15 protein-coding genes are annotated in these 12,180 nt (G+C 54.5%); 11 read left to right on the top strand and 4 right to left on the bottom strand.

Features of this window, described 5'->3' with window-relative positions; genetic code table 11:
- The 4 genes from TA5113_RS16720 to TA5113_RS15050 all read left to right on the top strand — a co-directional run.
- A partial coding sequence (locus tag TA5113_RS16720) for an enolase C-terminal domain-like protein (RefSeq protein WP_370736450.1) occupies window positions 1-479 on the top strand: 479 nt, incomplete at its 5' end.
- 65 nt (window positions 480-544) lie between these two features.
- Window positions 545-997, top strand: a complete 453-nt coding sequence (locus tag TA5113_RS15040; protein WP_058316043.1) for an MEKHLA domain-containing protein — start codon at window positions 545-547, stop codon at window positions 995-997.
- A gap of 31 nt (window positions 998-1,028) precedes the next feature.
- Complete coding sequence (locus tag TA5113_RS15045; RefSeq protein ID WP_058316042.1) at window positions 1,029-1,622, top strand: GNAT family N-acetyltransferase; 594 nt, start codon at window positions 1,029-1,031, stop codon at window positions 1,620-1,622.
- A 4-nt stretch (window positions 1,623-1,626) separates the two neighbouring features.
- The gene (locus TA5113_RS15050) at window positions 1,627-2,061 is read left to right on the top strand and encodes a cupin domain-containing protein (RefSeq protein ID WP_058316041.1); all 435 of its coding nucleotides are present in this window, start codon (window positions 1,627-1,629) and stop codon (window positions 2,059-2,061) included.
- Window positions 2,062-2,120: 59 nt separating this feature from the next.
- Here TA5113_RS15050 and TA5113_RS15055 read toward each other — a convergent pair whose 3' ends face one another.
- Entirely contained in the window at window positions 2,121-3,236 is a 1,116-nt protein-coding gene (locus TA5113_RS15055; RefSeq protein WP_058316164.1) for an anhydro-N-acetylmuramic acid kinase, read from the bottom strand.
- Window positions 3,237-3,297: 61 nt separating this feature from the next.
- On the opposite strand from TA5113_RS15055, the gene tyrS reads away from it, so the two are divergent.
- Together tyrS and TA5113_RS15065 are read left to right on the top strand one after the other, a co-directional pair.
- Window positions 3,298-4,548 (top strand): tyrosine--tRNA ligase, encoded by a 1,251-nt coding sequence (gene tyrS / locus TA5113_RS15060; protein WP_058316040.1) that lies wholly within the window; start codon window positions 3,298-3,300, stop codon window positions 4,546-4,548.
- Between the two features lie 150 nt (window positions 4,549-4,698).
- Window positions 4,699-5,454: an SDR family NAD(P)-dependent oxidoreductase gene (locus tag TA5113_RS15065; protein ID WP_058316039.1), complete on the top strand. Its 756-nt coding sequence runs from the start codon at window positions 4,699-4,701 to the stop codon at window positions 5,452-5,454.
- Window positions 5,455-5,469: 15 nt separating this feature from the next.
- Here the strand turns inward: TA5113_RS15065 and TA5113_RS15070 are convergent, their stop codons facing one another.
- From TA5113_RS15070 to TA5113_RS15080, 3 genes are all read right to left on the bottom strand, one after another.
- The gene (locus tag TA5113_RS15070) at window positions 5,470-7,281 is read right to left on the bottom strand and encodes an ABC-F family ATP-binding cassette domain-containing protein (protein ID WP_058316038.1); all 1,812 of its coding nucleotides are present in this window, start codon (window positions 7,279-7,281) and stop codon (window positions 5,470-5,472) included.
- A gap of 47 nt (window positions 7,282-7,328) precedes the next feature.
- On the bottom strand, window positions 7,329-8,060 hold the full coding sequence (locus tag TA5113_RS15075; protein ID WP_058316037.1) for a GNAT family N-acetyltransferase: 732 nt from the start codon (window positions 8,058-8,060) through the stop codon (window positions 7,329-7,331).
- A gap of 67 nt (window positions 8,061-8,127) precedes the next feature.
- Window positions 8,128-8,580, bottom strand: a complete 453-nt coding sequence (locus TA5113_RS15080) for an outer membrane protein assembly factor BamE (RefSeq protein WP_058316163.1) — start codon at window positions 8,578-8,580, stop codon at window positions 8,128-8,130.
- Between the two features lie 138 nt (window positions 8,581-8,718).
- Between TA5113_RS15080 and TA5113_RS15085 the strand changes: the two genes are divergently transcribed.
- From TA5113_RS15085 to ihfA, 5 genes are all read left to right on the top strand, one after another.
- The gene (locus tag TA5113_RS15085) at window positions 8,719-9,273 is read left to right on the top strand and encodes a YceD family protein (RefSeq protein ID WP_058316162.1); all 555 of its coding nucleotides are present in this window, start codon (window positions 8,719-8,721) and stop codon (window positions 9,271-9,273) included.
- A gap of 139 nt (window positions 9,274-9,412) precedes the next feature.
- A complete protein-coding gene (gene rpmF / locus TA5113_RS15090; RefSeq protein ID WP_058316036.1) occupies window positions 9,413-9,619 on the top strand; it encodes a 50S ribosomal protein L32 in 207 nt (68 codons plus the stop codon).
- A 21-nt stretch (window positions 9,620-9,640) separates the two neighbouring features.
- Window positions 9,641-10,789, top strand: a complete 1,149-nt coding sequence (gene plsX / locus TA5113_RS15095; RefSeq protein WP_058316035.1) for a phosphate acyltransferase PlsX — start codon at window positions 9,641-9,643, stop codon at window positions 10,787-10,789.
- Window positions 10,786-11,760 (top strand): beta-ketoacyl-ACP synthase III, encoded by a 975-nt coding sequence (locus TA5113_RS15100; RefSeq protein WP_058316034.1) that lies wholly within the window; start codon window positions 10,786-10,788, stop codon window positions 11,758-11,760. The genes plsX and TA5113_RS15100 overlap by 4 nt, the downstream gene beginning before the upstream one ends.
- Before the next feature lie 113 nt (window positions 11,761-11,873).
- The gene (gene ihfA / locus TA5113_RS15105; protein ID WP_058316033.1) at window positions 11,874-12,176 is read left to right on the top strand and encodes an integration host factor subunit alpha; all 303 of its coding nucleotides are present in this window, start codon (window positions 11,874-11,876) and stop codon (window positions 12,174-12,176) included.
- Window positions 12,177-12,180: the final 4 nt, after the last annotated feature.

Raw genomic sequence — 12,180 nt, forward strand, 5'->3', positions numbered from 1 at the left:
AGGAAAACGTCGCTTACTTGGCGAAACTGGTGGAAGACTACCCGATCATTTCTATCGAAGATGGCTGTGACGAAGATGACTGGGACGGCTGGAAGCTGCTGACAGACACCATCGGCGACAAAGTACAGCTGGTTGGCGACGACCTCTTCGTGACCAACCCAGCGCGTCTGGCCTCTGGTATCGAAAAAGGTTCCGCAAACTCTATGCTGGTGAAAGTGAACCAGATCGGTTCCCTGTCTGAGACCCTGAAAGCCGTTGATATGGCCCACCGCGCGGGTTTCACCAACGTGATGTCCCACCGTTCTGGTGAGACAGAGGATGCAACCATCGCGGACCTCGCCGTGGCGACCAACTGTGGTCAGATCAAAACAGGTTCCCTGTCCCGCTCTGACCGTCTGGCGAAATATAACCAGTTGATCCGCATTGAAGAGATGCTGGGCGAAACCGCGGAATATGCAGGTCGCTCCATCCTGAAATAAGCGCTTCAGAAGAATTACCGAAAGCCCCGCTTCTCGCGGGGCTTTTTTCGTTTTATGGAAGGTCTATGCAAGAACCTTCCGTAGACAACCATTTCCAAGCGCAGCATGCTGAATTACTGCTGTCTTCTTTTCTCGGGTTTACCGGAATGCCACTGGTGCAAGAAGAGACTGCCGAAGCGGTCTACCAAGCGCCCTTTCCCATCCTATCGCACACGACCGACAACGATCCGATCTTGAATTACGGGAACCTTACGGCACAAAACCTGTTTGAAATGCCTTGGGCCAAATTCACGCAAATGCCGTCGCGCCTGACGGCAGAGCCCGGCCTGCGCGAGGAAAGGGCGTCGATGTTTGATTGCATGCGCAAAATCGGCTGGATTAACGACTACGAAGGCATTCGGATCAGCGCGTCTGGCAAACGGTTCCGCATGCGGGCTGGCATCATCTGGACAATCACGGACGCGAATGGCAATCGGGTTGGTGAAGCGGCAACATTCAAAGACATCACGCCACTCTGAAACGCTCTAAAACCATGGGTCGAGGTCACACATGCTAGAATCCGGATTTCACGCCATTCCCAAGGGCCATTTGGCGACCGTGGTCACGCATCTGCAAATGACCGCGCACCCTGCCCTTTCTGAAGTTGCCGCGCCAGCAGACCTGACTTTGGTTGAACACCAACGCTTTGCGTTAGAACCCTACCGCAAGCTCTTTCGGGCCGTTGGTGAAGACTATCTCTGGTTCTCCCGGTTGAACATGCCCGATGACGCATTGACGGCCATTCTGACAGATCCCAATTACAAGGTGTTCTCTCTCCAAAAAGACGGGGTCGACCTGGCGCTGCTGGAACTGGACTTCCGCCAACCAGACGAATGTGAACTTGCCTTCTTTGGACTGCACGCGGACCTCATCGGACAAGGTGCCGGGCGGTATCTGATGACGCGGGCCTGCGAAATAGCATGGTCACGCCCAATCAATCGTTTTCACGTGCACACCTGCACGCTGGATAGCGCACAAGCCTTGAACTTTTATATTCGCAGCGGGTTTGCGCCTCACAAGCAAGAGGTCGAGATCGCCCCCGACCCGCGCCTGACCGGCCAAATCCGTCCAGACGCAGCCCCTCAAATCCCTCTTATCGATTAGCCCCATGACCCAACTCACCGCAGAAGATATCATCGCAAAGTTTGACCTCACCCCGCACCCCGAGGGCGGCCATTACAAACAAACATGGATTGCCAAAGAAAACGGATCACGGCCCGCAGGCACTGCTATCTATTTTCTGCTACAAGAAGGCGAGACATCTCACTGGCACAAAGTCGATGCCACAGAGATCTGGCATTTTTATGCAGGTGCACCGCTCAAGCTCCACCTCAGTGAAACCGATACGGGGCCCGCAGAAACCCGCCTCCTCAGTCCTGACCTTTCCAAAGGCCACCAGCCACAAATCATTGTGCCCGAAGATCATTGGCAGGCGGCGGAGACCACCGGAGCATTTACACTTGTGGGCTGTACCGTTTCACCCGCTTTTCAGTTCAGTGGTTTCACACTCGCTGAACCGGGATTTGACATCCCAAAAGCCTAGTTTTCTTTTTGGTTTAAATATCCTGGGGTGAAAGCGCACAGCGCTGAGGGGCAAGGCCCCTAATCAGCGGACCCCGGATAACTCACCACCCCGCCGCCAACCAAAGCGCCCACGCCTGTTGTGCTTGGCCCGGAGGTCGGCAGGCCCAAGGCCACTCGCGCGGCAAGAAACGCAAAGGCTTGTGCTTCCAGCATATCACCGTCTAAGCCGACGGCTTCCACGGGTACCACAGGACAGGTCAGCGCAGCGCTCAGCATCTCCATCAACACCGGGTTTTTGCGCCCTCCACCCGTCACCAAAACCTGTACTGGCAGGCTTGGACAATGCTCAATGCCCTGCACCACCGCCGCCGCCGCCATGCCGGTCAGTGTTGCGGCCGCATCTGCGTCTGACAGCTCGTTGACCAAAGTTATCATCTCGGAAAAATCATTCCGATCCAGAGACTTCGGCGGCATACGCGCAAAGTAGCTCTCAGCCAAGAACAACTCCAGTGCCCCCGTCTCGACCGTGCCTTGTCGTGCCAATGCGCCGTCTTTGTCGTAAGACACGCCACAGCGCGCCCGCAAAAGATCATCAATCGGAGCGTTTGCAGGCCCCGTGTCAAAGGCCAATAAAGCCCCCTCTTCTTCCGGCGCGGATTTGCCTGGGTCGACCCAAGTCAAATTGCCCACACCACCTAGGTTCAAAAAGACGACCGGCGCCTCCGCCGCAATCCATTTGGCGCAGGCAAAATGAAAGAACGGCGCCAAGGGCGCACCCTCACCGCCCATCTGCACATCTGCGGACCGGAAATCCCAAGCCACTGGCACGTTAAGCGCCTCTGCGAGTTTCTGGCCATTGCCAACCTGCAAAGTGCCCCGCCCGCGAGGCTCATGAGCCAGGGTCTGACCGTGAAAGCCAACCAAGTCGCAATCCGTAAAATCTCGCAAAGCCTGTGTATGCGCTACCTGAACGGAAACCGATGCGCGGTCCACATCGGGACCATCCCACTGCCCCAGCGCTTGCAAAAGAACCCGCCGTTCGGCTACGCCATAAGGGCGATAGTCGCTCTCACCAAACCCAAAAATCTGCCGCCCATCAGTCTCAAGAACCGCCACATCAACCCCGTCTAAAGACGTGCCAGACATGGTGCCCGCCACGCGGATTGGGCCTTTGCTCAATTTGGCCTTCAACATGGCCTTTTCCTTTGCCGTTTGCCTGCTTATACAGCTTTCAACATCATATGAGACGGATACCATGACCTACCACCCCAAATCTGAGTTTATGCAGGTGATGATCGAACGCGGCTTCCTGGCGGACTGCACCGATTATCAAGGCCTTGATGACGCTTTGATCGCAGGTGTGGTGCCGACATATATCGGTTACGACGCAACTGCTAAGTCATTGCATGTTGGCCATTTGTTAAACATCATGATGCTGCGTTGGCTTCAAAAGACAGGCCACAAGCCGATTACTTTGATGGGCGGCGGCACAACCAAAGTGGGCGACCCTTCGTTTAAAGCGGACGAACGCCCCTTGTTGTCACAAGATGTGATTGATCAAAACATTTCAGGGATGCAGCAAGTATTTGCAAAATATCTGAAATATGGCGATGGGCCAACAGACGCGATCATGTTGAACAACGCCGAATGGCTGGACGGATTGAACTACCTTGAGTTTCTGCGCGACATCGGTCGCCACTTCTCGGTCAACCGGATGCTGTCTTTTGAAAGCGTGAAATCCCGTCTGGATCGTGAACAATCTCTGAGCTTCCTAGAGTTCAACTACATGATTTTGCAGGCTTACGATTTCCTTGAACTCAATCGGCGTTATGGCTGTTTGTTGCAAATGGGCGGCAGCGATCAGTGGGGCAATATCGTCAACGGAATCGACCTTACGCGTCGGGTAATTGACAATCAGATTTTCGGGCTCACGTCTCCTTTGTTGGCGACATCTGACGGCAAAAAGATGGGCAAATCTGAAGGCGGCGCTGTTTGGCTGAATGCGGAAATGCTGTCACCTTATGAATTCTGGCAATTCTGGCGCAACACGACCGATGCCGACGTTGGCCGTTTCCTCAAACTCTACACCGAGCTACCGGTTGAGGAATGTGATCGTCTGGGTGCCCTCGCGGGTTCTGAAATCAACGACGCCAAGATTGTTTTGGCAAATGAAGTGACCACTCTTTGTCACGGCGCCGAAGCCGCAGCAGCAGCCGAGGCGACTGCACGTGAAGTCTTTGAAAAAGGCGGTGTTGGAGCTGACCTACCAACACTTTCTTTGAGTAAAGAAGAGATTGGTGACGGAATTTCCGTGGTGCAGTTGATTGTGAAATCTGGCCTTGCGAAATCCGGCAAAGAAGCCAAGCGCTTGATTGCTGAAAACGGCGCGAAACTGGATGATCAGCCATTGACCGAAGTGAAGATCTTTGACGCCGCCGCTCTGGCTTCACCCATCAAACTAAGCGCTGGCAAAAAACGCCACGCTTTGGTTCAGTTGGCTGATTAAACACATCTAATAAGTTCGTTTGAGAGCGCCCATTGGGCGCTCTTTTCGTTTTGGGCAGTTAGGACGTGCCGTCATTATAGACACATGCGGTTCATTTCTCATATTTGAACATGTGTTCATAAAATCCGCCTAAACTAGGAATGCCAAACCATGCAGATCTCTGACACCAAAGCCGTCATCACCGGAGCCGCCTCTGGCCTCGGCGAAGCCACCGCACGCCACTTTGCGTCTCTTGGTGCACAGGTCACGCTCTTGGACCGCGATACCGAGCGCGGCAAGGTGGTTGCAGAGGGTATCAACGGCACCTTTGTTGAAACAGACGTCACGGATGAAGCGTCGGTGAAAGCAGCAATCGAAGCGGCGAAGAATGCTATGGGCGGTATCAACGCGGCGGTGAATTGCGCGGGGATCGCGCCTGCCTCAAAAACTGTCGGCCGTGATGGTGCGCATCCTCTGGGCCTTTTCCAAAAAACCATTGATATCAATCTTGTAGGTTCATTTAACGTGGCGCGATTGGCGGCTGAAGCCATGACGGAAAACGCGCCAGAAGCCGACGGTGCGCGCGGCGTGATCATCAACACCGCCTCAATCGCTGCCATGGACGGCCAAAAGGGCCAGGCAGCCTATGCAGCATCAAAAGGCGGCATTGTTGGACTGTCCCTGCCCATGGCACGGGATCTCGCGCGCTCTGGCATCCGAGTCATGGCGATTGCGCCGGGCATCTTTAAGACCCCGATGTTGATCGGCTTAGGCCAAGAGATCATGGATGGGCTTGCCAAAGACGTGACCTGCCCGCCGCGTTTGGGTGAGCCAACCGAATACGCGCGCCTCGCAGCGTTCATCGTTGAATGCGGTTATCTGAACGGTGAAGTGATCCGTTTAGATGGTGCGCTTAGAATGCAGTAATGGATGCAGAAGGGATTAGGCGGTTTCCGCCTTTTCCTCCAGCATTAACCATTCTTCTTCCGCATCCTGCAGCGCGGTTTGGCGTTCAACCAGCGCCTCGGTTGCCTTTTGGAACTTCACCGGCTCTTTGGTGAAGAGCTCTGGGTCCGACATAAACTCTTCCAGCTTCTCAATCTCTGCCTGAAGACGTTCCATCACGGCTGGCAAGGCGTCCAAACGCTTTTGTTCGGCAAAAGTTAGACCAACGGTTTCAACCTTTTCGGCCTTTGGCTTTTCTTTTTTCGCTTTCGGCTTGGACGCGATTTCAGTGTCTTCATCTGGCTGTCGTTGTGCGCGATAGTCGCTCCAACCACCCGCATAGACGACCGCCTCCCCATTGCCTTCCATCGCAATGGTTGTTGTGGCCACTCGGTCCAAGAAGTCTCGGTCGTGGCTCACCAGCAGAACCGTGCCGTCATAGTCATCCAGCAGCTCTTGCAGCAGGTCGAGCGTTTCTACGTCCAAGTCGTTGGTCGGCTCGTCGAGCACCAACAGGTTGCTTTCTTTTGCCATCAACTTGGCCAGCAGCAGGCGTGCCTTTTCACCACCCGACACGCTGCGCACCGGCGCGCGGGCTTGGCGTTCATCAAAAAGGAATTCTTTAAGGTATCCGACCACATGCTTGGGATTGCCGCGCACCATCACCTGATCCGCTTTGCCTGAAACACGCATGTCAGGATCACCCGTGAGGCTGTCCCAGAGAGACATTTCGGGATCGAGTTGTGACCGCGTCTGGTCAAAAATCGCTGGGATCAGGTTGGTGCCAAGCGACACGGTTCCTTCATCCGGCGTTTCTTGCCCCATCAGCATTTTGATCAATGTGGTTTTGCCAACACCGTTGGGGCCAACAAAGGCGATCCGGTCGCCCCGCTGAACCAATAGATCAAGCTTTCGAACGATGGTTTTGTCACCAAAAGCCTTGGCGAGTCCTTTGGCATCAATCACTTTACGCCCAGACTTCGGCCCCGCTTGGAAATCCATAGCCGCTGACCCCTGACGCTTGATCTGGCTTGCGCGTTCTTTGCGCAGTTCACCAAGTGCACGGACACGGCCCTGATTGCGTTTCCGGCGCGCAGAAATCCCTTCCACAGCCCATCGCGCCTCAGCTTTGATCTTACGATCAAGCTTGTGGCGAGCAGTATCTTCCTCGTCCCAAACCTTGTCACGCCAGGCCTCAAAGGCTTCAAAGCCTTTCTCTTGCCGACGCACCATTCCCCTGTCAATCCAGAGGGTTACGCGGGTAAGCTCACGCAAAAAGGCGCGGTCGTGGCTGATCAGAACATATCCCGCCCGGGTTTGTTTCAACTCGTTTTCAAGCCAGGCAATGGCTTCAATATCAAGGTGGTTGGTGGGTTCGTCCAAAAGCATCAATTCCGGCGCTTCCGCCATGAGTTTGGCCAAGGCAGCACGTCGTCGCTCACCACCGGACGCGGTTTCAACAGTGCGGGCTGGGTCAAATTTCAGCCCCTCACCGGCACGTTCAACTTTATAGAGCTCACCTGCGTCCAAACCAGAGGACGCAAAGTCGCCAAGTGTTGCATGGCCCGCCATATCCGGGTCCTGCTCCATATACCCCACGGAAATGCCCGGCGGCACAACGATGTCGCCTTTATCCGCTTCAACCAACCCGGCCATCACTTTCATCAAAGTGGATTTGCCAGAGCCGTTGCGCCCAACCAAGGCCACCCGGTCACCGGGCTGCACCACAAGGTCAAGCTGGTCAAAAACCGGATCCCCGCCGAACGTCAGCGAGATATCGTTCATTTGCAAAAGAGGTATACGTGCCATGGGGTTGGGCTACTGCGCCCTCCCCACAGGGTCAAGCAGGGAATGCGTCAGGACGACATCGCCCGCAGCAAACGTTTCCGCGCTGGCGGGATCGCGTTGATCTCTAGCCCCGTAAACACATGCATGGTGTTCATGTCATGATCAACCACAGCATGGTCAGACACCCAGCCACCCATCATCAAATAGGTACGTAGCAATGGAGGCATCTTCAGCTGCGCCCGCTTCAGATCCGGTTTGCGGCGCAGGCGCGCGGCGTATTGAAAGACCTTTGGTGCTTTGATGCGCGGCACCCAGCGTTTGGGGGCAAGGTGTTTGTCGCGCAGAACCGCAAAGCTATCGAGATATGGGTCAGCGTCAGTCCCCTTAAAGGAAGAACATCCAAAGAGCATTTCCACATTATTATCATCGACATAGCCGGTCATGGCCGCCCATGCGACACGCAAGATATCGGGATCGGTCCACTCTGGATGGATACAAAAGCGCCCCATCTCGACCATGGAGCCCTCAAAGTCCGCCAATGCGCTTAACTCATAAAACTGCGCCGAGTAGCTGCGCGAGATCTCATTGCCGGCCGCCAAGGGCAGCATTCGGAAGCAACTGACCAATGCTCCCGTTTTGCGTTCTTCTACAAAAATGTGACTACAGATGACGTCATATTCATCGGCGTCCAAACCCTCGGTGCCGTGAAACGCCAAATGGCGCAGCGCTTGTGCTGCTTGAATGTCTGCGTCAGTCTGGGCCAGTCGAGCGACGTATCGCCCCTTTTTCAAGCCGACCATTGTTCACCTCGTCTTGCTTGTGCTGACCTCGATATAGTGCAGCAAGCATGACATCTAAGTGACAGTTTTATTGCAAGATGCTCGATGGGTCAAAATTACCCAAGTTTCCAAGCAGTTGACGCAGGAATGAAATGTCGTTCAGACCATTGTCGGTGACACGGCGGGAAAGTCGAACCACCTGGCCATCCTCCAGACCAAACCGCTCTATATTTGCGACTGTCCCGTTTGATGTGAACGTCACGGCCAGCAACTCACGAGAGACCTCGTCAGGACGGAACGGACCGACAGTTTTGAATTGGCTTCGCACATAATAGAAACCACCGTCGTTCAAAACGCCGCCGGCGGTCGGACTTCCGAGCGTCTCCGCAACAGTCTCGCGCGTATCCACTCCGACAATGATGTTGGCGACATCCTCTTCTGAAGGCATATATCCGTGATTGCGATATTGGGCAGTACAAGCAGCCGCAAAAACACACAATGCCAGCACACTTGTTTTAAGTGGTTTTAGTTTAAGTTCCATCCCTGCCCTCTTGCCTTCGCACCGTTTGGCTTTTAACGGCTTACAGAATGATTGGACTTGGTTCAAGAAAGATGGGTTCAAGAAAAGCGGATCCAATAATGGGTTACACCGACGCACTATTAATCAATGGGCTGTTTCATGGCTGACAAGAATTCGACAAAACGCATCTTCCGCGTCGCGGACCTTGCCCAGAATCAGAAAACACCCTTTTTGATCGTGCCTGATGCTGATGAGCTTACGGAATTGACCAAAGAGATTGGCGTCAGTTCCCTTAAGAAGCTTCGTTTTGAGGGCTATATTGCTGCGCTAGGAAAACGTGACTGGCAGGTTCAAGCCGATCTTGGATTTACCGTGGTGCAACCCTGTGTCGTTTCTCTTGAACCAGTGACAAGCCGTGTCGACGTCCCTGTCGAGCGTCAATTCATTGCCGGTTACGAATCCCCGGATGAGGAAGAATTCGAGCTAACCGATGATGAGAATACGGAAAGCTTGGGAGCAGAAATCAATGTCGAAGATATCTTAAAAGAATCCCTCGCGCTTGCCTTGCCGCTCTATCCGCGAAAAGACAGCGCGTCGTTGTCCGAAAGCAACTTTACAGAACCGGGCAAAAAGCCCATGTCTGACGAAGATGCACGGCCTTTTGCTGGCCTTGAAAGCCTGCGCGACAAGCTTGCGCAAAAAGAGCAAAAATAGGGCTTGCGGAATTAAATTTTCTCACTATTTTCGCGCGCTCATCGGAATTTAGCGTTGGACTTGGCCGCGTAGACCGCGTAAAGCCTCGGAACGCTCTGTAAAACGGGCATATGGCCCCACAAATATTGAAGGTTGCGACATGGCTGTCCAGCAGAACAAAGTATCCAAATCGCGCCGCAACAACCGCCGCGCACATGACGCACTGGTTGCGGGCAACCCTAACGAATGCCCAAACTGCGGTGAGCTGAAGCGTCCACACCACGTTTGCGCGTCCTGCGGCCACTATGACGACCGTGAAGTCGTTGCGATGGCTGACGAGATCGACCTGGACGAAGACGCAGCATAAGACGGTTCGGATTGCGCGCGCATGTCCGCTTTAAGCGATAACGCCTCTGGTACAGAAACCACTAGCGATACCGCCAAAGCGGGTGCCGGGCGCACCATTATTTCCGTTGACGCCATGGGTGGCGATCGTGGGCCGGCAGCCGTAGTTGCCGGCATTTCGCGTTCTGCCAAGAAGAACCCTGACATCGGTTTTATTCTCCACGGCCCTCGTGAAGAACTAAAACGCCTTGTTGCACGCAAACGCCCGCTTGCCGGTCGCGTTGAGATTCGCAATGCCGAAGGCGTTGTCTCCATGGATGACAAACCGAGCCAGGTGATGCGCTCGGGCAAGTCGACCTCTATGTGGTCGGCGGTTGAATGCGTCCGCAACAAAGAAGCGGACGTGTGCGTCTCTTGCGGCAACACTGGCGCGTTGATGATGCTGTCCGTTGTGCGCCTGCGCAAACTTCCCGGTGTGAACCGCCCAGCTATTGCGATCCTCTGGCCCAGTCGGAACCCACAAGGTTTCAACATCATGCTGGACGTGGGCGCCGACATTCGTGCGGATGAACATGACCTTTTGCAATATGCCTTGATGGGTGCGTCCTACGCTCGCAACGGTATGGGGCTGGATCGCCCGCGCATTGGCCTGCTGAACGTGGGCACAGAAGAACATAAGGGTCGCGCCGAACTTAAAGCAGCGCATGACCTGATGGCCAAGAACGCAGAAAATTCGAACTTTGAATTTGTCGGCTTTGTCGAAGGCGGCGATATTCCAGGTGAGAAAGCGGACGTCATCGTGACTGATGGTTTTACAGGCAACGTTGCGCTGAAAACCGGTGAAGGCACTGCCAGCCTAATTGGTGAATTGCTGCGCGAAGCCTTTAAATTCACGCCACTTTCACGTTTAGCTGCTTTGCTTGCCTACACGTCACTGCGTCGTCTTAGCAAACGCATCGACCCCCGCCGCGTGAACGGCGGTGTATTCTTAGGCCTGAACGGCACCGTGGTGAAATCCCACGGCAGCTCTGACGCAACTGGCGTCTCTGCCGCGGTAAAACTGGCCTATACTTTATCTCAATCTGGCTTCTCAGAAAAACTGGCGGCTCGGGTTGCATCCGCTGTGCAAGTGCAGCAGGATGCCGAGACTTCCGGGGATGTTTCCGGCGAGAGGGACGGACCAAACACATGACAGTACGCGCTGTTGTCAAAGGCGTAGGCCATTACCTACCGGAACGTATTGTTCCAAATGCTGAATTCGAAAAGACGCTAGATACATCTGACGAATGGATTCGCACGCGCTCTGGTATCGAGCGCCGCCATTTTGCGGCGGATGGTGAGACCACGTCTGATTTGGCCGCAGCGGCGGCGAAAAATGCTCTGAAAAGCGCAGATCTCGAAGCAAACGACATCGACGCGGTCATTGTTGCAACTTCGACCCCTGACCTTACCTTCCCCTCTGTCGCCACGATGGTGCAAAACAAGTTGGGCATGACCCGTGGCTTTGGATTTGACGTGCAAGCGGTTTGCGCGGGCTTTGTCTTTGCCTTGGCAAACGCCAACTCTCAGATCCTGGGCGGTATGGCCAAACGGGTTCTGGTAATAGGCGCTGAGACCTTCAGCCGGATCATGGACTGGGACGACCGCGCAACCTGTGTTCTGTTTGGTGATGGTGCCGGTGCGCTGATCCTTGAAGCCGAAGAAGGCACCGGTGAGAACAGCGATCGCGGTGTTCTTTCTGCAGACCTGAACAGCGACGGCTCTTACAAAGAAATGCTCTTTGTGGACGGCGGCGTTTCCACCACTGGCACAAGCGGCAAGTTGCGGATGCAAGGTAATGCGCTGTTCCGTCAGGCGGTTGAGAAGCTGACCTCCACTGCCGATGCAGCTTTGCAGAAGGCTGGTCTTGCCCATGAGGACGTTAACTGGATCGTCCCGCATCAGGCAAATATCCGCATCATTCAAGGCACTGCTAAGAAACTTGGCGTGTCGATGGACCGTGTGATTGTGACCGTACAGGATCACGGCAATACCTCTGCCGCCTCAATTCCTTTGGCCCTGTCTGTAGGCGTGGAAAAAGGTCAAATTAAGCAAGGTGACGTGCTGGTCACTGAGGCGATCGGCGGTGGTTTGGCGTGGGGATCGGTGGTTCTGCGCTGGTAATTGGCGGATTTCACCCTCCAAACCACGCCTAAACCCTTGATTTCACATCATTGATGTTGACAGACAAATTTCGAACCCCCTATGTTTGACAAAACATTTCAATGGGGGACGTTATGGCTGGAAAAACTTTGACTCGGATGGATCTAAGCGAAGCGGTGTTTCGCGAGGTAGGACTGTCCCGCAATGACTCAGCCCAATTGGTCGAAAGCGTTCTTGATTATATGTCTGACTCCCTCGTGCAAGGTGAGCAGGTAAAGATCTCTTCCTTCGGTACGTTTAGCGTTCGTGACAAAGCAGCGCGCGTTGGCCGCAACCCGAAAACCGGCCAAGAAGTCCCAATCAACCCGCGCCGGGTTCTGACCTTCCGCCCATCACATTTGATGAAAGACCGCGTCGCGGCTGGCAACAAAAAGTAAGGCG

This window comes from Cognatishimia activa (assembly GCF_001458335.1).
Taxonomy (GTDB): domain Bacteria; phylum Pseudomonadota; class Alphaproteobacteria; order Rhodobacterales; family Rhodobacteraceae; genus Cognatishimia; species Cognatishimia activa.